The 18721-nt window shown below is 56.8% G+C and carries 20 protein-coding genes and 1 pseudogene; 10 read left to right on the top strand and 11 right to left on the bottom strand.

The annotated features are described in order from the left end of the window. Positions 1–102: 102 nt before the first annotated feature. From LG290_RS08145 to LG290_RS08120, 6 genes and pseudogenes are all read right to left on the bottom strand, one after another. The gene (locus LG290_RS08145; protein ID WP_499836954.1) at positions 103–456 is read right to left on the bottom strand and encodes a copper resistance protein B; all 354 of its coding nucleotides are present in this window, start codon (positions 454–456) and stop codon (positions 103–105) included. Beyond that, the gene (locus tag LG290_RS08140) at positions 443–742 is read right to left on the bottom strand and encodes a copper resistance protein B (protein ID WP_499836953.1); all 300 of its coding nucleotides are present in this window, start codon (positions 740–742) and stop codon (positions 443–445) included. Before LG290_RS08140 ends, LG290_RS08145 begins: the two co-directional genes overlap by 14 nt. 8 nt (positions 743–750) lie before the next feature. Continuing rightward, positions 751–2282: pseudogene (locus tag LG290_RS08135) on the bottom strand (copper resistance system multicopper oxidase). A 72-nt stretch (positions 2283–2354) separates the two neighbouring features. Then, positions 2355–3689, bottom strand: coding sequence for a sensor histidine kinase (locus LG290_RS08130; protein WP_499836952.1), 1335 nt, complete (start codon positions 3687–3689; stop codon positions 2355–2357). Next, on the bottom strand, positions 3670–4335 hold the full coding sequence (locus tag LG290_RS08125) for a response regulator transcription factor (protein WP_499836951.1): 666 nt from the start codon (positions 4333–4335) through the stop codon (positions 3670–3672). Before LG290_RS08125 ends, LG290_RS08130 begins: the two co-directional genes overlap by 20 nt. A 9-nt stretch (positions 4336–4344) precedes the next feature. Next, the gene (locus tag LG290_RS08120; RefSeq protein ID WP_499836950.1) at positions 4345–4851 is read right to left on the bottom strand and encodes a cupredoxin domain-containing protein; all 507 of its coding nucleotides are present in this window, start codon (positions 4849–4851) and stop codon (positions 4345–4347) included. A 237-nt stretch (positions 4852–5088) separates the two neighbouring features. Between LG290_RS08120 and LG290_RS08115 the strand changes: the two genes are divergently transcribed. Then, a complete protein-coding gene (locus tag LG290_RS08115; protein WP_499836949.1) occupies positions 5089–5298 on the top strand; it encodes an SHOCT domain-containing protein in 210 nt (69 codons plus the stop codon). A 331-nt stretch (positions 5299–5629) separates the two neighbouring features. On the opposite strand, the gene LG290_RS08110 is transcribed toward LG290_RS08115, so the two are convergent. From LG290_RS08110 to LG290_RS08090, 5 genes are all read right to left on the bottom strand, one after another. Further along, positions 5630–5809 carry a hypothetical protein gene (locus tag LG290_RS08110; RefSeq protein ID WP_499836948.1) on the bottom strand — a complete coding sequence of 60 codons (180 nt, stop codon included), beginning with the start codon at positions 5807–5809 and terminating at the stop codon, positions 5630–5632. A gap of 92 nt (positions 5810–5901) precedes the next feature. Next, entirely contained in the window at positions 5902–6390 is a 489-nt protein-coding gene (locus LG290_RS08105) for a c-type cytochrome (protein WP_499836947.1), read from the bottom strand. A 223-nt stretch (positions 6391–6613) separates the two neighbouring features. Beyond that, positions 6614–7219 (bottom strand): Spy/CpxP family protein refolding chaperone, encoded by a 606-nt coding sequence (locus tag LG290_RS08100; RefSeq protein ID WP_499836946.1) that lies wholly within the window; start codon positions 7217–7219, stop codon positions 6614–6616. Positions 7220–7588: 369 nt separating this feature from the next. After that, entirely contained in the window at positions 7589–7840 is a 252-nt protein-coding gene (locus LG290_RS08095; protein WP_499836945.1) for a hypothetical protein, read from the bottom strand. 33 nt (positions 7841–7873) lie between these two features. Next, positions 7874–8944: a YncE family protein gene (locus LG290_RS08090; protein ID WP_499836944.1), complete on the bottom strand. Its 1071-nt coding sequence runs from the start codon at positions 8942–8944 to the stop codon at positions 7874–7876. A gap of 839 nt (positions 8945–9783) precedes the next feature. On the opposite strand from LG290_RS08090, the gene LG290_RS08085 reads away from it, so the two are divergent. The 9 genes from LG290_RS08085 to LG290_RS08045 all read left to right on the top strand — a co-directional run bounded on the left by LG290_RS08085 (position 9784) and on the right by LG290_RS08045 (position 18658). Then, entirely contained in the window at positions 9784–9915 is a 132-nt protein-coding gene (locus LG290_RS08085) for a hypothetical protein (protein ID WP_499836943.1), read from the top strand. A gap of 655 nt (positions 9916–10570) precedes the next feature. Beyond that, entirely contained in the window at positions 10571–11194 is a 624-nt protein-coding gene (locus LG290_RS08080) for a hypothetical protein (RefSeq protein ID WP_499836942.1), read from the top strand. A gap of 348 nt (positions 11195–11542) precedes the next feature. Next, positions 11543–12928, top strand: coding sequence for an FAD-binding oxidoreductase (locus LG290_RS08075; protein ID WP_499836941.1), 1386 nt, complete (start codon positions 11543–11545; stop codon positions 12926–12928). A gap of 117 nt (positions 12929–13045) precedes the next feature. Next, positions 13046–13987, top strand: a complete 942-nt coding sequence (locus LG290_RS08070) for a carbon-nitrogen hydrolase family protein (protein WP_499836940.1) — start codon at positions 13046–13048, stop codon at positions 13985–13987. Positions 13988–14114: 127 nt separating this feature from the next. Further along, positions 14115–14762, top strand: coding sequence for a tyrosine-type recombinase/integrase (locus LG290_RS08065; RefSeq protein ID WP_499836939.1), 648 nt, complete (start codon positions 14115–14117; stop codon positions 14760–14762). A gap of 168 nt (positions 14763–14930) precedes the next feature. Then, the gene (locus LG290_RS08060; protein ID WP_499836938.1) at positions 14931–15332 is read left to right on the top strand and encodes a hypothetical protein; all 402 of its coding nucleotides are present in this window, start codon (positions 14931–14933) and stop codon (positions 15330–15332) included. A gap of 320 nt (positions 15333–15652) precedes the next feature. Then, entirely contained in the window at positions 15653–16489 is an 837-nt protein-coding gene (locus LG290_RS08055; RefSeq protein ID WP_499836937.1) for a CPBP family intramembrane glutamic endopeptidase, read from the top strand. 2 nt (positions 16490–16491) lie between these two features. Continuing rightward, positions 16492–17694, top strand: a complete 1203-nt coding sequence (locus tag LG290_RS08050; protein WP_499836936.1) for a serine hydrolase domain-containing protein — start codon at positions 16492–16494, stop codon at positions 17692–17694. Then, a complete protein-coding gene (locus LG290_RS08045; protein WP_499836935.1) occupies positions 17651–18658 on the top strand; it encodes an Acg family FMN-binding oxidoreductase in 1008 nt (335 codons plus the stop codon). Before LG290_RS08050 ends, LG290_RS08045 begins: the two co-directional genes overlap by 44 nt. Positions 18659–18721 lie beyond the last annotated feature (63 nt).

Here is an 18721-nt window from a genome sequence, read left to right as displayed (position 1 = left end):
GGTAAAAAAACGCCACCTTTCGGTGGCGCAAGCATCGAAAAATACAATGATGATTAGAACATCAGCCTTACCCCGGCTACGACCCCGGTATCTTCGGTGGCATCACCGTCGGCACGCGAGAGGTCGGCAGTATCCCCGTACTGTTTTCCCAGTAGGCCCCATGTAAGGCGCGAAGCGACGAGTCACCTCGTAACCCAGGCGCATACCGACTCGCACCGAATTGAGCCCCTCGCCTACCCCGAATTCCTCGACTTCACTCGCGGCCACGGCAATTTCGGTACGTGGCTGAAGATAGAGGCGCTGAGTCAGGCGCAGGACATACTCCCCCTCGAAGCTCGCCGAGACGTCGCCTTCGTCGCTTACCTGCATCGCCACGTCAGTCTCGATCCCATAGGGCATCACCCCCTGCAGGCCGATTACTCCGTAGCCGCGCTCGGCATGGTCATCCGAGAACACCCCGCCTTGGTAGCCGATGCCGCCCTGAAGCTCCCCAGAAATCGGCGATGAGCCAACTGTAGAGCAGCTCCAGCGACTCGAACTCGGCATCCTCACCGTCGCCTTGAACGTTCTCGCCTTCGGACTTGAGGTAGACGCGATTAACATCACCGCCGTACCAGGCCTGGAAGTCCCAGACCAGCGCCTCTTCCCCCTTGTCGGGCACGGCATACTCGAGCCGGTCGAACAGCGCCATGCCCTTGTTGTGTTCCACGACCGGTGACGGCCAGCCAGCCAGCCGGGGCATCGTAACCATCATCTGCCTGGGCAACGGAAAGTGTTGTCGCAACCAGCAGGACAAAACAGGTGACAATGGAAGGCCCAACTGCCCTCGGTATCGGCGGTAATCAGCGCCGAGACGCGCTCACCCGGCTTGACATTCAGGGTGTGCTTGCGAGGGATGAGCTCGCCCTGGCCGTTCTCCAGCTCCATCCACATGCCATGGAGATGGATGGGGTGCTCCATCATGGTGTCGTTGATCAGGATCAGTCGCAGGCGCTCGTCCTTGGTGAAGTGAATGGGGCCAGTCACCTCCCTGACTCGCTGAACTTCTTGCCGTCGAAGGACCACATGTAGCGTTCCATGTTGCCAGTGAGGTGAAGTTCCAGCTCACGCTCCCGCCGCCAGCATGCCGGTGGCATTCATTCTGCTCTGTTCACCCGACATGCCCTGCATGTTGGAGGGATCCATGCCCTGCATACCACGATCGGGGATTTCCGCGGCCATCCCTTCGCGAGGCGCCAGGGTGGCGAGCGCATACCCGCTGCGGTCCATGGCTTCAGCGAAGATGGTGTAGGCGGAGTCGTCCTCGGGCGTGACCAGGACGTCATAGGTCTCGGCCACCCCGATGCGGAACTCATCGACAGGTACCGGCTGCACCGGTTGGCCATCGGCCGCCTTCAGCCCGGGAATACGCACGTCGAAATAGGACATGGCCGAGCCGTTGATCACTCGCAGGCGAACCTGCTCACCGGCCTTGAACAGCGCCGTCCAATTCTCCTCGGGCGAGTGGCCATTGAGCAGGTAGGTATATAGGTACTGCCTGATGTCGCGCGAGCTCATGCGCATCTTCGCCCACATGCCGCGCATCTCGGCCGTCGCCGCAAAGCCCTTCCCGCGCGTATCGGCGAAAAAGTCGGCGATGGTGCGCTCCTGGAAGTTGTAATAGCCCTCGGCGGTCTTCAGGTTGCGGAAGACCGACGTCGGCTCCTCGAAGGTCCAGTCGGTGAGCAGCAGCACGTGCTCACGGTCGTAGCGGAAAGGCTCACGTTCGGCAGCATCGATGATCAGCGGCCCGGCATGGCCGAGCTGCTCCTGCAGGCCGGAATGGCTGTGATACCAGTAGGTGCCGTTCTGGCGAACGGGGAATCGATAGGTAAAAGTCTCGCCGGGTTCGATCCCGGCGAAGCTTACCCCCGGAACGCCGTCCATCTCCGGCGGTAGGATCAGGCCGTGCCAGTGGATGGATGTCGATTCCTCCATCAAGTTGGTGACCTTGAGAATGGCATCCTGGCCTTCTTTGAGGCGAATCAGCGGCCCGGGCTGGTACCGTTGATGCTGATCGGACGGGCCTCCTGACCCACGATCGGAATCGACTCACGACGGATGGCAAGCGCCACCTCGGGACCTTCCTCGACTCCTTTGGAATAGACGTTGGTCCGTCCCCAAGGACTGGCCCAGCTGGGACGCAAGCCAAGGGCTGCCGCTGACCCCAGCCCCAGTGCCGCACCGCCTTTCAGGATCTGACGACGTGACAGTGGATGCGTGATGACTCTGGATCTTGCCATGTGTGACTCCCGTCAATGTCTTAGGAAGCCCATGTTGACGGAAGAAGCTGAATCACTGCTGAACAAGGGCGATCACATCAAACATTCATTGAGGGGAATCGTCAGTTCGACTTTCAAGCCACCCAGAGGACTGTTGTCGAACCTTACCTGCCCTGAATACCGAGGCATGAGTTGCATCAGTATCGATAAGCCCAGTCCATATCCGGGCTGACGCTCGTCGAGGCGCATGCCTCGCTGGCCAAGGCTAGACAGGTCTTCCGATGCAACCCCTGGCCCATCATCCTCGACGGTGATCCTGAGCACTTCATCCACCGTAACTCGGCAGATCACCTCGCTGGTCGCCCATTTCCCCGCATTGTCGAGCACGATGCCGAGCATCTCGGAGAGATCCTGGGACTCGATCGGGACGCGTCGGTCCCTATCTTCCGGCAGGGTCAGATGGAATCGCTTGTCCGGATAAATCCCGCGAAACATCTCCATCAACCGAGAGCAATCGCGATGCAGATCAGACATACGCCCAGCGTGGGGGCCGGCGATACGCGAGCGCCTGAGTTCGACAACCAGTTGGGCGTGAATCTCCTCGAGACGCTGCACTAGCTTCTGGCGACGAGCCTCATCGATGGGGCGCGAGCCCCGCAGCACTTGGGTTACCGCCGAGAGCGGCGTCTTGAGAGCGTGAGACAGGTTTGCCACCGAGTCGCGGGAGCGTTGCAGGCGATTGTCGATCTCATCCATGAAGCGGTTGAGCTGTATGACCAGGCTGTCCAGCTCGGACGGCACCTCCAGGGACAGCCGCTCAAGTTCTCCTGACCGGAGTTCCTCCAATTGGTCTCGAAGTCGAGATAGTGGTATCAGTCCACGGTTGACCGCCAGCAAGTTCAGGGTAATCAGTAGCAACAGCAGCCCCGCGGCGATACCGGCGACCCACCAGTGAAGTTGCTGCAAACCCGCTTCAACCCGTGAAAAATCCTCACCCACTAGCAATACACCGGGTTCCCCGTCTAGAGTGAAGTGACGTCGGTAGACGAGCAGATGTTGTTCGTCCTCCTTTACCTCGACGAGGGCATCGACTGCCTCATCGAGCAGGGGGGCCAGGGCATTCTGCCAGCGGGGGTCCGACGCAGTCGTATCGCCACCGAGACGTAGCACATAGAGATGGTGAAAGATCTGATAGCCTCGACTCGCCGAGTCCAGTGCCACCGGAACAGCGTGGCGTTCCTGTTGCAACTGCTCAATCGCATACTCGGCTTCCCGCTCAAGGCGCTCCCCGAGGAAGTCGCGGGCCAGATCCTGCAACAGGATGCCATGCAGGAGCCACGTCGCCCCCGTCACCAGCAAGGCAATACCGGATAGCCAGGCCAGCAGCCGGAAGCGCAAGCTGCGTTGGTCAACGCGAAACGAAAACATACCCCTGCCCTCGCCGCGTCTCGATAATCGACTTGCCGAGATGGCGCCGCAAGCGACCGATATAGACCTCCACCAGGTTCGGCGCGGCCGCATCTTGTTCCAGGGCATAGAGCTGATCGATCAGTTTCTCCTTCGAGTGGACACGATCGGGATAGCGCATCAGGTAGCGCAGCAATCGAAATTCGGTACCTGTCAGCGGTTGCCAAGAACCCCCATCGATGCTGACGCACTGGTTGGCTTCGTCGAGGCTTACCCCATTGATTAACAATTCTTGCGACATACTGCCGGAGCGACGGCGTAGCAGCGCCTTAAGTCGTGCGAGAAGCTCACCCTCGTGGAAGGGCTTGGTGAGATAGTCATCCGCACCGCCCTCCAGGCCGACGATCTTGTCCGCCCAGGTGTCGCGCGCGGTGAGGATCAGCACCGGCAAGCCTTGGCCTTGCTTGCGCCACTGCTTGAGCAGATCCAGCCCGGAACCGTCTGGAAGGCCAAGGTCGAGGATCGCGAGTTCATAGTGTTCGGTCGCCATGAGCGGCCTGGCCTCTTCCAGTGAAGTGGCCAGGTCGACAAGGTAACCGTTGTCTTTCAGACTTTCGGCCAAACTCTCCGCGAGCAGGTCGTCATCTTCGAGAAGCAACAGTTTCATGCGGTAGAATCATCCCTGCATATCGAAGTTGCCGTACATGCCGGCCTCATAGTGCCCCGGGATATTGCAGGCGTACTCCAGGTCATCGACGTTTTGAGAGGCAGTCCAGACGAGTTCTGCCGTCTCGCCCGGCGCGATGGTCACGGCTGGCATGTTGCCGCCTTGCGCCCCCTGGGCCATGTCATGGCCACCATTGCCGCTTTCACCATGGCCGCCATCTGCGTGGCCGCCTCCCATCATCGCCTGCATCATTTCGCGATGTTCTTCCTGTGCCTTGGGATCTCCGATGACGAATTCATGCTTGAGGTTGCCGGTGTTGACGATTTCGAACTTGATGGTGTCACCTGGCGCGATGTCGAGATTCTCGGAGTCGAACCACATGTCACCCGCTTCGACGCGGATGGTACGATCGATGTCGGCATCGCTCACCGCAGCTTGAGAGCCACCGTGCCCAGAGCCAGCGAAAGCAGTCGTCGTGGTCAGGCCCAGTGCCAAGGCCAGCAGTATCTTGCGCATGATATTACCTCTTTGAGTTGAGCCAGGGAGGCTCACTTGTAACGCACAAACCTGAACACAGGCTGAACCCAACAAAAAATACTGTCATCCATCTCACACCTTGACATGGGGGCCAGCCATAGGTTGTAAACTCATAAGTGAAGCTCGCCTCGCCTTCCCCAGCCGGGGAAGACGACTTTTCTACTATCAGTAAGATGTGGGACTACCACGGTCAAGCCAAAACAACGAGGTATTGTAATGAAATATTTTAATAATCTTTTTACCCTGATGCTTGGGCTGTTTTTCCCCCTCCTTGCATTGGCCCAGGCACCCGGCCACATGATGGATGGCTGGATGACATCAGGCATGGGCATCATGGGAATCGTCATGATGTTTATCTGGATTCTTCTGTTTGTAGTACTGGTGCTTGCCATCCTGGCACTGATCAAATATCTGCGGAGCAAATGATGAGCTAAGCCAAAATCCATCGTCGCACAGTGCTTCGTGCCATGATGGGCGCAGGATTCCTGCTTACCGGCTGTGATGGCGGGGTAAAAGCGAGCGAATCGGGGACGTTGGGCCTGGATGCCAAGGAATACGATGTTGAGCTGAACCTTCGCGCAACGGCTCGATATCTAGGTGGATCTTTCCCGGTACCGGCCAGGCCGGCACATTGAAGGCGGACCTAAACCAGGGGAAAGGTCAACTGAAAGAGCAATCTCATCCCTTATCAGAGGAGCCTATGAGTCCTGTGGATACGACGGCGAATGCGTCGGCATCTTTCTTGCACGCCGTGCCGTCAATGAACGGCGTACCCGCTTACAACTGTTGCCGTTTTTTTAATGTGCGACACAACGTGTCTTGGCTGACGACCTTCCCCGTCTTGTCCTGAAACTTGCTTTTCACCGTGCTGGTAGGCGTCATTGATGACTTGGTGTTGATCGGATGTCAAAGAAACGAAGCGTAAGCGTCGAGACATGGCGCATCTCCCTTGTTAAGCTTCGTTTTTATATACCATAACTTATGCAGAGTCACTTAGTTGAGTTATCGAATCAAGAGGCAAGAGGATGTTCATAATCCCACTCGCAAGTAGGTGATGAGTGACCAGATTTCTTCTTCCTCTAAATTCTGCTGAAAAGCTGGCATTGCCGAATCCACGGGAGCCCCACCTTCCGCAATGGTCCAATACAAGTAAGCATCGCTTGCCATGGGCATCCTGCTAAAGGCTGTAATATTCGTTGGTTTGGGATTTAGCGAATCGGCAGCGGGCCCAGACTCCCCATGACATGACGCGCAATTATTCGTGTACAGTCGCTCACCCATCTCAAGAACATCATGAGTGGGGTCAAGAGGGTTGGATTTCTTAGCGTAAGTCGTGTCAATTCCATAGCGCATGAAGTAGCGGTAACGAAGCCTGGAAATATCTCCCCTTCCTGCTCCGCCCATCATATGGTCCTCCTCCATCATGCTGTTTCCTCTCATGCCACCCATTTGACTCGTCGCTGAATGCGATGCCACAGAGATCATCAATGTCGCTACCGCCACTATCATCGGCTTCATCGTTGTTTTCCTCTTATGCACTCTGCTTCGAAGGGCATGCGGCCCTAATGGCGTAGTCGTTTATCTCGATGGTGTGGCAGGAGCCAAGGCGGTCATGGAGTAATCTTCATCATCACGGGATTATTGTGTGTCGGCAGTGCGCTCGACGCTATTGATCCAGCACATCCTGGAGTGACAAGGCATAGTGATGCCCGCCGCTCGGCGGGCATCACTATGCCTGGCATTACTGCGCGGCGTTGCTCCGCTGCATTTGCTCGCGCTGTTCGTCAGTCAGAAGATCCTGCATCTGGTTATGCATGCGCACCTTGTCCGCCATCATCTCGCCGCGCAGGGTGGCCATCTGGCCATGAAGAGCTTTAACCTCCTCCGGATCCGGGCGTTCCGCCCGCATCAAGCTCATCATGTCGTCACGTAGGTTCATCATCTCGCCCATACGCTCGAACTGGGTGGAACGATGCGCCTGGCGCATCTCGCGCAGGGAGCTCAACTGCTCCTCGTCGAGTATTTCGGCCATGTTGCCCATCATCATGCCGGGTCCCATACCGCCTTGGCCGCCCATCATCATGCCGGGTCCCATGCCGCCTTGGCCGCCCATCATCATGCCGGGTCCCATGCCGCCTTGGCCGCCCATCATCATGCCGGGTCCCATACCGCCTTGGCCGCCCATCATCATGCCGGGACCCATGCCGCCTTGGCCGCCCATCATCATGCCGGGTCCCATGCCGCCTTGGCCGCCCTGAGGCATTCCCTGAGCGGAAGCGGCACCGCTGGCAGCGATGCCCAGGCCGGCGGCCAGCGCGATGGCGATTAGCTGCTTGTACTTGACCATGGTTTTTCTCCTCATCTTGCTGATGGCAAAAACACCGCCTCTCAAGTTGGGAAAGGCGCTGTGAACACTCATTATGAGCTTACAACCTACGCGTAGCCCAAGGTCAAGGTAGTAGGCACAAGATCCAATCGCAATGTTATTGCAGGATCGAGAGCCTCAGGTCACAGATACCTGGTGATCTCCTTGAACTCATCAATGTTAACTGTTCCGCGACAGACATTACCGACACCTGTTTGCCGCCCAGTTCACGCTTTCCCACGCCCATAGTCTTGAATACCACCGGACACCAGGAGCCAAGACCCAACAGTTCCTGTACGCGTGCTTCAGAAAGACAGGGTAAGAACCGCGGTCTCGGTTAAAATGACGTCCTCAAATAATGTGCCATAGGGCTCCCTTGACATTCAGGTCACCCCGGCTTTCCTTCCAGACCAGGCCGAGAAGAAAGCTCCCATTGACCAGCGCCTCGATGATCTCGGCGCGATACCAGCCGAAGCTGCAATCTTCCTCTGCCGGACGGCGAGCGAGTCTGGCGGTGGATGATCGCCACCAATACGCCACCCACCGCGGAGAAGGCATATGTCCGGCGTGGCCATGACCCCCTTGGTGTGTGCTACCTGTCATGTGTCCTTCACAATCGGTAGCAAGACTGTAATCCTATCGCGGGTCCAGAGATATCTGGTGGCCTATCCCATCAAGTGGAATGGTGTGCAGGACGTCGAGAGAGATCGGATCGAGTACCCAGAGCTTGCTTTCCTCGCGACTGGTGACAAGCAACCGACCATCAGCTGGAGCCACCGCCAGATGGTAGGGGGCCGGGGCCAGGTCGATACTTTGCCGAGTCCCGTCCTCGAGTGTGATCTTCACGAGCCGGTCGTCACCTTGGCTCGTCGCGTACAGAGTCCGACCGTCCGGGCTCAGGCCGACGCCATGGGGGGCTTCGCCTACGTCATATTCATCCGCCACGCTGCCAGTAGGCAGATCGAGTGCCACGACGCGCCCAGCCGAATCATCATTGACGTAGAGCCGCTCATTGTCAGGCGATAGGGCCATATGCCCCGGGCTGCCACCGACCCGCATGTTTCGTTCAACGAACCAGTTCTGGGTATCGATCTCGCTGACCGTCCCGTTCCCGGTGTTGCTGACCAGCAGCGACTGGCCGCCTTCGGTTTCGGTGACGTAGTTCGGGGCCGGTCCGGTTGCCACTGTCGCGACAAGCTGGCCGGAATCCAGCGAAACGATACTGATGCCACCTCCCATGGGATGAGTGGAGACGGCATAGCGGCCATTGGCCGTCACCAGCACATGGTGAACCGGACCGGGGACTTCCAGCTTTCGCACGATGGAATGGGTAGTCGTATCCACTACATACAGCAGGCCGGTGCTCTGCTCATCCGTCGGGGCCTTCCCATCCCCACCGTGATGGGCCGCATGTTCGTCTTCCGCCATGTCCTCCGGACGACTGACGCTTTCCTCGATATCGCGTGGGGTGAGGCTGCCCGCAACCAGGTACCTACCGTCCGGTGTTAATGCCGAACCGTGTGTATTGAGGGTATCCGGCATGGTGGACGTCACCTGGTAGCTTTCCAGGTCGATAACGCCGACGGCATCTGTCGAGCCCATCGGCACGAAGGCGCGATTACCGGCTGCCATCGCGGCGATCGATGCACCCATCACCACACCCGCCACCATGGAGTTGAGCCATGGCCGTATTGATTTGCGTTTCATGCTGGTATCTCCTTTGCTTTGCTGGAATACGCCGCGGGAAGGCATGCCCATGGGGACGCCGTCGACACGGCCGTTGGTGGCTTAGTTCCGGGGAGGTATGGTTTTTCTCCTCCGATTACCGTGATATGGATGTTCTTGTCGGTGCAGGTGCTGAGCCATGGAGTCACTCCCCTCGTCTTGATGTCTTGAATCAACTTGGTGGCCCGATCTTCATAGATCCAAGTCTTATGATGTTATGCCCCGTAACAATAGAGCAGAGAGGGGTGAGACCGAGCGTGGTGCAACTGATCGAGACATCATATTTCGATCATGTTTTCAAATCGTTTGACGACACTGATCATAGCTGTAAAAGCTGAAATTAAGCTGAAAATCCTAGTTTCGATATCGTTTGTAATTATCGACACTTCGTCGGCCTTATCTTTCAACGTAGTTGGCACCTAAATGCCGGACCCGCCGAGAATGCCGATACCTGGACCTCGCTCCTGGTGCCTGGACTCACCGAGAACCTCGGGGCCGACGCCGCCTTGTATCGCAAGCGCGGCAAGGCCGAAGCTTACATGGGTGAGGTAAAGTAGGTGCTCGACGTACACCTCTCTTCGACAGATCGCGGTGACTCAACTGTTCAACAGGTGATGCTGCCGACAAATGGTGGTTCACGCTCCTGAAGGGCCTGCCTCGACTGACCGCCCTGACCTGATTATCAGGCGTTGCTTCACAATCTGCCTTGCAGAAAGACGGTCACTTCGCTGGCCGGCGTCCACCGTTGCCTCATTGCTGATAAGTGATTCTGTATAAGTTTTCGCGCATAAATAAGCGAAGATTCATCAGAGGGGTATATCATGGCCCGGCGCTTCGTTTCTTTGACATCCGATCAACACCAAGTCGTCAATAACGCCTACCAGTACGGCGAATGGCGGCTAGCGACCATGGCTTGGAACATCAAGCGAATGCACCGCCTGACGGTAGGATAAGGCGCCCCTTACCCTGATATCATGACCAGAAGCGGCACAAGATGATGTCGTGGAGAGTGAAGGCGCCTCTCCCGACACATGACCGCTTATCCCGCGAAGAAACCAGAGTGGGGTCATCACCTCTGCGATTTACGTCCCTTAATCCGACAGACTGCTAGGCCTGATGGACATCCGCGTGATTGATCATGTGGTGGGGAGTGAGGGACATATATCGTTTGCGGAGCGGGGCTGGATCTAAGTGATTATATGACACGACAACATAGAGCCACGACACTTTCTTTCGAGAAGCGCCATGGCTCCATCTGAGTTATTTTTATCTGCTTTCGGCCAAGAGCAGTCTTTAAGCAAGCCCTGATGCTCAACAATGAACACTGGTGGAAGCTGAAAACTATCCTCCATAAAAAATCAGTAAGCCCTAATGTGTGAAAGGGGAAATGCCCATCCAAGCCGAGCAACATAGGGCGAGACATTAGCGGCCAGAGCCAACCCCGCGTACCGGTATGGGGCATCGTATGAGGCCACACGGAATTCTCATTGCTTTCTCACTCCGCAAGACTGATCTGGTGCTATAAATAAACATGCCGAACCTTCCCGGTGAGGCCGCGCGACCGGTGACGGTTGCGTCAGTCTGATCACCAGAACCAGGAGAGCAGTCATGCTGACAATACGAGATAGCAGCAATCATCCGATCCGGTTCGGCGGCGCCACTATATCCGCCATGATCATCGGGAGCCTGGGCCTGTCTGACCCAGCCCTGGGCACGGAGTCGGGGCGCAGTCAGGCCGAGACCCGTGCCATCATTGAAGAGGCCCTCAGTGCTGCCCCGCCCCAGGTCGCGCGGACCGCGACAGTGATCGACCTTGCCGGTGAGGTGGTGCTTGAGGGTAGCGGTAACTACACCTGCCTGCCGGGACCGCCGGGGTTTGCTGGACCGATGTGCCACGATGAGCAGTTCATGAAGTGGATGCAGGCCCTTATGAACGGAGAGGAGGCGCCACCGGTAACGGAGATTGGCACATCCTACATGCTCGCAGGAGACTCTCCCGACGGCGGCGCCAGCAATATCGATCCCGCGGCACGCACCCCAACCCCTGACAACCAGTGGGTAGTGGAAGGTCCCCATGTCATGCTCATTGTGCCTGACTCGACGCTATTGCAAGGTCTGCCTACCATGCCAGACACTGACGGGCCCTACGTGATGTGGCCAGACTCTCCCTACGCCCATGTCATGTGGCCAGTGGGTGAACGTCCGCAGCAGCGCGAGTTCGCCGATGAATGAAACCAGTGAGCAGGTCGGATCGCAGAGCTCTGACCTGCTCAGCCCGGGGACATTTGCTTTGAGGGAGTGCCGGAATGCTTTCAGTCAGCACGTAGTACGCTGGGCTGCACGACGACGTGGTACCCCTCGGCGGGACTGGCTGTAGCGATGGCCAAGATTCTCAATAATCGACCACATAAACCGGCGCGATTATTGACAGACCTGCCTATACTGTGACTGTAGACTGACGAAATGCCCACCAAAGGGTCGCTGTGAGGATGGGGTTAATCGCCAGCCGGGTCGTTTTCCTCAATTTCCCGCCCGTCGCCGCCTTCGACGCGTCCCCGAGCATACGTAACGGTGGTCGTCATGATCCAGCTTTCGCAAACCGCAATAGAGGAGTTAAAGGCCGATTTCTCGGGAAGCGTGATTCTTCCAGAGGATATGCAATACGAGGAAACGCGACAGATCTGGAATGCCATGATCGACCGCAGGCCCTCCATGATTGCCCGCTGCACGTCACCTGACGATGTTGTCCAGTCCCTAAACTTCGTACGCCGACACGACTTGCCTTTCTCCGTTCGTGGCGGTGGTCACAACATTGCGGGCAATTCTGTTTGTGACGATGGCGTAATGATCGACCTCGCGTTAATGAAGGAAGTAACCATCGATCAGAAACTTCAGCGCGGGTATGTCGAGCCAGGCTGTACGCTCGCGGACTTCGATGCCGCTGCCCAAGCGTATGGTCTCGCGACCCCGCTGGGCATCAACTCCACCACGGGTGTGGCCGGTCTGACCTTGGGCGGGGGATTCGGTTGGCTCAGCCGAAAGTACGGCATGACCATCGACAACCTGCTCGGCATGGACGTGATTACCGCCGATGGCCGACAGTTGCACGCCAGTGAATCGGAAAACGACGACCTTTTCTGGGGGCTTCGCGGGGGAGGCGGAAACTTCGGTATCGTGACCCGCTTCGAGTACCAATTGCATCCCGTAGGCCCGAATGTATTGTGCGGTCTCATCGTCTTTCCCTTCGACCAGGCGAAATCGGTCATCACGCAGTTCGCCCGTTTCACCGAGACAATGCCGGACGAACTCAACGTGTGGATGGTTACACGCAAGGCGCCTCCCTTGCCCTTCCTGCCCGAGGCAGTCCACGGGAAAAAGATCGTCGCTCTTGCCATTTGCTACGCAGGCGATCCCGTTGAAGGCGAGAAACACATCGAGCCGCTGCGAGGGTTCGGTACCCCATACGGCGAGCATATCGGTGTGCAGCCTTACACCGACTGGCAACAGGCTTTCGACCCACTGTTAACCCCGGGAGCACGCAACTACTGGAAGTCTCATAATTTCGCGACGCTCGACGAAGGGCCGATCGATGCCATCATCGAGTACGCGGGTGCCCTACCGTCTTCACAGTGCGAGATATTTATTGGCACGATAGGCGGTCAAACGGGCCGATCGCAACCCGAAGCAATGGCCTACTCGAACCGCGATGCCAACTACGTGCTGAACGTGCATGCCCGTTGGGAGACGGCTGCCGAGGACGCACGTTGTATTGCCTGGGCGCGTGAATTCTTCACCCGATCACAGCCGTATGCCAGTGGAGGCGCCTACGTCAACTTCCTGACCGGCGATGAAACCGACCGCATTGCCTTCGCCTATGGTGCGAGCTATGAGCGGCTGGTGGCACTCAAGAAGAAGTTCGATCCGACAAACCTCTTCCGTATTAACCAGAACATCCTCCCGGCCTGAAGGCCGTTTACGTGATAAATCTCTGTTTTTGTTTCTTATTGATCAAAATCCTAGTATCAGTGTGCGCCCTTGCGTTGGCGCTCTGAACTATCCGCGCTATGCCTGAGGATCACCGTCATGGTAACGAAGATTGCAGTCATTCAGAAACCTCCAGTGATGCTTCAGCGAGACACTACCATCGAGCAAATGCTCGAAATGATCGACGAGGCGGCTGCGGCAGGAGCGACTCTTCTGGTATTTCCCGAGGCTTATATTCCCGGCTATCCGACCTGGATCTGGCGACTCAAACCGGGGGGTGACATGACCTTGACCAGTGAAATTCATGCGCAACTGCGCAATAACGCTGTCGACCTAAGAGCCGGTCATCTAACGCCATTGCAGGATGCAGCGGCCCGCCATGCCCTGACCCTGGTGGTGGGTATCAATGAAATCGATAGTCGATATAGTGGCACGACCCTGTTCAACAGCGTTGTGCTTATCGGTCCGGATGGCAGCATTCTCAATTGCCACCGCAAGTTGATGCCAACCAACCCCGAACGCATGGTTTGGGGCATGGGTGATGGCAGCGGACTCCAGGTGATCGAAACGCCTGCTGGACGAATTGGCAGCTTGATCTGTTGGGAGTGTTACATGCCGTTGGCACGCTACGCTCTTTACACCCAGGCTATGGAGATTTTCATCAATCCGACCTGGGACTCGAGCGATACCTGTCTTGCCACACTTCGCCACATCGCCAAGGAGGGTGGCTGCTGGGTGATCAGTACCGCTACCGCCATCCAGGGAAGTGATATTCCCGAAACGTTTCCCGAGCGTAACAGGCTCTATGCGCCGGAAGAGTGGATCAATGTGGGCAATGCCGTCGTCATTGCCCCGACGGGTGACGTCACGGCAGGACCCATGAACCGAGAGAAAGGGATACTGTATGCGGAAATCGAGATCGAAACGGCCCTTCGATCGCGGCGTTCCCTGGACGTGGCCGGTCATTATAGCCGACCGGATATCTTCTCGTTAACGGTGAACCGCGCGCCACAGCCGCCCTCCGTGTTCATCGATTCTTGAGCTAATGTGCTCTCTGATTTTGTAGCGACAGCCGCTTTGGATCGCACATCGCCTGTTGACTAGCCTTAGCACACGTTAAGCTTGAATTGACCCATTCTTTGACCTCCACCCGATGGAGGATCATGCCATGAACGTTTCTACTGAAATCTCCTTAACACCTTGGAATAAAGGCAAGCTGGTTGGTCAGAAGGCACCTCTGCGTCTTAGAGATATCTGGGCCATCCGTGTTCGGCTGCAACTTGCCAAAAATACGAGAGACCTCGCTCTCTTTAATCTGGCCATCGATAGTAAATTACGGGGCTGCGACCTCGTCAATTTACGAATACGGGATATAGCGCATGGTGCATGTATATCCCCACGAGCCATTGTGATGCAGCAAAAAACGCATAGACCTGTACAGTTCGAAATAACCGAGCAAACCCGTACCGCTATTTTGGATTGGATACAGCTTGCTCAGCTCAGTAACGGAGATTTCTTGTTTCCCAGCCGAATAAATAGCGCAAAGCATCTTTCTACGCGGCAATATGCCCGTATTGTGAAAGCCTGGGTCACCGAAATAGGGCTTAGATGCGTCAATCTATGGCACGCACACGATGCGTCGCACCAAAGCTTCGCTGATATACCGTCGCACGAAAAATTTGAGAGCGGTGCAACTGCTTCTGGGTCACACGAAGCTGGAAAGCACCGTCAGATATCTTGGGATAGAGGTAGACGATGCTTTGGAAATGGCAGAGCAGACGGAAGCTTGATGTGTTCAAACGACGGCCTAGCATAGACCGTCGTTATCGGCCAAAAGCGGCCTTTCAGAACGTGTGCATATACGCCCAAGCCCTTCTATTATCTGTAATGCCATCATTTCAGGACAAACCGTTCATTTTGGGGAATCCTAAAAAACCGCTCTTGATACTTATATAAGCTCTGTTAAGCGCTATAGGAGCAATCGATGCTTACGGTAGTCGCTTTAAAGACATTGGTGATTTGGATCGGCATCCTCGTTTTAGCTGTGATCAATGGTGCACTGCGCGAGTTTGTACTTATACCCGAGCTCGGAACCCCGGCCGCACTAGTGCTTAGCGGGTTGCTGCTTTCGGCCTTGATCATGGGTGTGGCGTACTTATCGCTGCCTTGGCTCCAAATCAGCTGCCCCGTGCAGTTTTGGTTCGTTGGGTTGGGTTGGGTCGCACTCACGGTTGCCTTTGAGTTTTCATTTGGGCTCTGGCAAGGCAAGTCGTGGTCCGTTTTGTTTGAGGCCTATACATTCAGGAGCGGCAACATCTGGCCTATCATCCTCGCGGCAACGGCTTTTGCACCGTACATTGCAGCAAAGCTAAGGGGATGGGTATAGCGCCTAAACTTTATATTTGATCGGCAGTGGGGCTAGATGGAACGACAAAGCATGGAATGACGAACGGTTCTCTGTAAGTTCCTCCGAGGCAGCAAGTGTTGGGGTCGAACATTTTCGGCGGACGCCTCACTCAGTAATGTCTATGTGGAGGGCGCGCTCATCGATTACCTGTCTCCGGTGTATGTGGCAGAGCTAGCCGTGGAGGTCGCTGAATTGATCGGCGAGCCCGCCGACAGCCTGCTCGTCAAAGAACCGGGGACTACCACTCAGCCATCCATGTTCTTCAGGATCAGCCGGCAGTTCTGAAAGTGAGGCAACCTATGATTCCCGAGCACCCCGAACAAGACGGGATCGACCTGAAGGCGCTGATCCCGTTTGTCCTGATGACGTTCCTGATCACCTGGAGCATCACGGGTTTCTATATTTTCTTCAACGATTTCGCCGTCCGATTTCTGGGACAGATATCGGGGACGCACCCGTTGTTTTTTCTGGCCGTCTGGGCACCCGCCATCGCCGCCGTGGCGGTTATCCTTCATCGCCGGGGTACGACCGGCCTGAAGCACTTCCTTCAGCGTCTACGAATATGGCGCATTCCCGCCGGCTGGCTGCTTTTCATTATTTTCGGTATTCCGAACGTCTTCTTCCTGGGGGCGTTCATCAAGGGTGCGCCCTTGCTGTCGCCGATTTTCTCGGACGGCACAATGGCCGTCCTGATGGTCATGGTAATCATGCTTTTCCTTGGACCCGTGGAAGAACTGGGCTGGCGGGGGCTGGCGTTGCCCGTGCTCCAGCGCCACATGGCCCCGGTCTGGGCTGCCATTCTGATTGGCGCGGTCTGGGGCTTCTGGCACCTGCCGGCATTCTACCTCAGTGGCGCGGTTCATAGCGGGTGGGGCTTTGCGCCCTTCTTCATCGGCAACATCTGCCTGAGTCTTATCGTGACGCCCATTTTCAACCGCACCGGCGGCAGCCTCCTGTGGCCCATGCTTTACCACTTCCAGCTTATCAACCCGCTATGGCCAGATGCCCAGCCCTACGATACCTATGTTCTGATTGGCGTCTCGGTGTTGATTCTGGTTTTTCGGCGGGAGGCGATGTTTTCCAATAAATATGCCTCCACCGCTGTGATTCCACCAACCAACCGCTCGAAAGCCTAGACATGATCCGGGTCTGGTTATTGATCGTTCTCGCAGGGCTGTCGGGGTTGGCCCCCGGCGTCACCGAAGACAAAGTTCGCCAGGTGCTGTCGAACCTGCAGGAGTGCCATGGTTTCCCGGGGGCGACAGTTGCCTGGGCCGGTCCTGGCAACACGGCTCATGCCTTGGCCGTCGGCATGGCGGATCCGGACAGTGAGACGCCTATGTCGCCAGATAGTCGCATGCTGGCCGCCAGTATCGGCAAGTCCTTCGTCGCTGCGGCCATACTGCGCGCTGCCGAAGACGGTCAGCTTGATTTGGATTCGCCTATATCGACCTGGCTTGGTAACCAGGAATGGTTCTACCGGCTTCCCAATCACGAAACTCTAACGCTGCGTCACCTGCTGACCCATACCGGTGGTTTGCCCGACCATGTCTACCTTCCGGCATTCCAGAGACTATTCCAGCGGTCCCGCACCAGCGCGGAGGCACCTGACACCCAGGATCTGATCAATCTGATACTGGACATGGAGTCATTGTTTGCTCCCGGAAAAGGCTGGGCGTACTCAGATACCGGATACCTGCTGGCTGCACGGGTCCTAGAAGCCGTGACGAGCCATCCGTGGACGGATTACGTCAGGATTCACTTCCTGAAACCGCTAAATCTGGAGGCAACCATGCCATCCGACCAGCGTCATATAGCAGGGCTGGCAACGGGTATCACCAGTATAGAGAGCCCTTTCGGGTTACCTGAGCGCACCATGGATGAAGATGGCCGGCTCGTTTGGCACCCGGCTGTGGAGGATGCCGGGGGCGGATTCGTCAGCACCGCTGGCGATCTTGCGCGTTGGGGTCGGGCCCTCTGGTCTGGCCAGCTGCATTCCGAGGCCAGTTTCAAAGCCATGATGACCGGCGCTCCCATGAGCGAAGACCGCCCGGAGGTCACCTATGGACTTGGTGTGGTCATCGAGCCAACGGAACAATTTGGCGAGGTCCGTGGCCACCGGGGCTGGATACCCGGCTATGTTTCTTCGCTCAGGTATTACCCGGATTACGATATCGCGATCGCCGTACAGATCAATTCAGATATTGGCATGATGGGGCAAGAGGGAAGCTTTATGCGGGTGGAAGCCGAGATCACCGAGGCCATTCTCACCCCGTTCTTTAAAGGAGAAAGTCACGATGGACTACTCAGAAAAAGTCAGGGAGATCTGGCAGCCCCCTGAGCCTGGAACAGTGGCGCCGGATTACAGAAACCTAGTGCGGTACGCGACCCTGGCCGCATCCAGCCACAACACCCAGCCCTGGATCTTCAAACTGGAACAGAATCGGATCCGGATTTTTCCAGATCTGTCACGGCGTTGTCCCGCTGTAGATCCCGATGACCACCACCTCTATGCGAGCCTAGGCTGTGCCGCCGAGAATCTGTTGCTGGCAGCGGAAGCCGCGGGGCTAAAGGGCCACTGCTCCTACGACGCCTCGACCTTTGGTGTACAAATTAATTTTGAGGAAACGCCCCCCTTTCGGTCACCTTTGTTCGAAGCCATTCCCAAAAGGCAGTGTAGCCGGGTGGAATACGATGGATCGCAACTCTCCGCCCAGCAGTTGCAGCAGCTGGAGAAAGCCGGCCAGAGCGAGGGCGTCTCCATCAAGCTGTTCACTGATGCTGACCAAAAAGAGCAGATAGCCCGTTACGTGGCTGAAGGCAACTCCGCCCAATTTGGCGACGCTGCATGGGCCCGGGAGCTTGAATCCTGGATTCGCTTTAACGGGCAAGAGGCAGTAACCAGCAGTGACGGCCTGTATGGACCGTCCATGGGTAATCCCGCGGTGCCTCGCTGGCTTGGATTGCTGGCGATGCGCTTCGGGCTCTCTGCGAAAAAGCAGAACCGGAAAGACGGCCGGAACATACGGAGCTCATCTGCCATTGCCGTACTGGTTTCCGATATCGACGACAAACCCCATTGGATTGAGTCGGGCCGTTGCTATGAGCGACTCGCCCTGCAGGCAACTGCGCTGGATTTAAGAACGGCCTTTATTAACCAGCCGGTTGAGGTGGCACCCTTACGCGCGGAGTTTGCCCGTTTTCTCGGTGTCGGGAATCGACGGCCGGATCTGATAGTGAGAATCGGTCGTGGGCCTGAAACGCCACGATCCTTGCGCCGCCCGGTGGAGGAGGTTCTTGCCTGAGCAATTACCGATGCATAATACAGCAGAATGATGATCGTTCTTGTAACCGGACTCGTCTGTAGG

The sequence above is a fragment of the Halomonas sediminis genome, assembly GCF_044871105.1.
GTDB classification, from domain to species: Bacteria; Pseudomonadota; Gammaproteobacteria; order Pseudomonadales; family Halomonadaceae; genus Vreelandella; species Vreelandella zhuhanensis.
The sequence above is the reverse complement of the archived record's forward strand: the minus strand, read 5'-3'. Positions and strand labels throughout refer to the sequence as shown.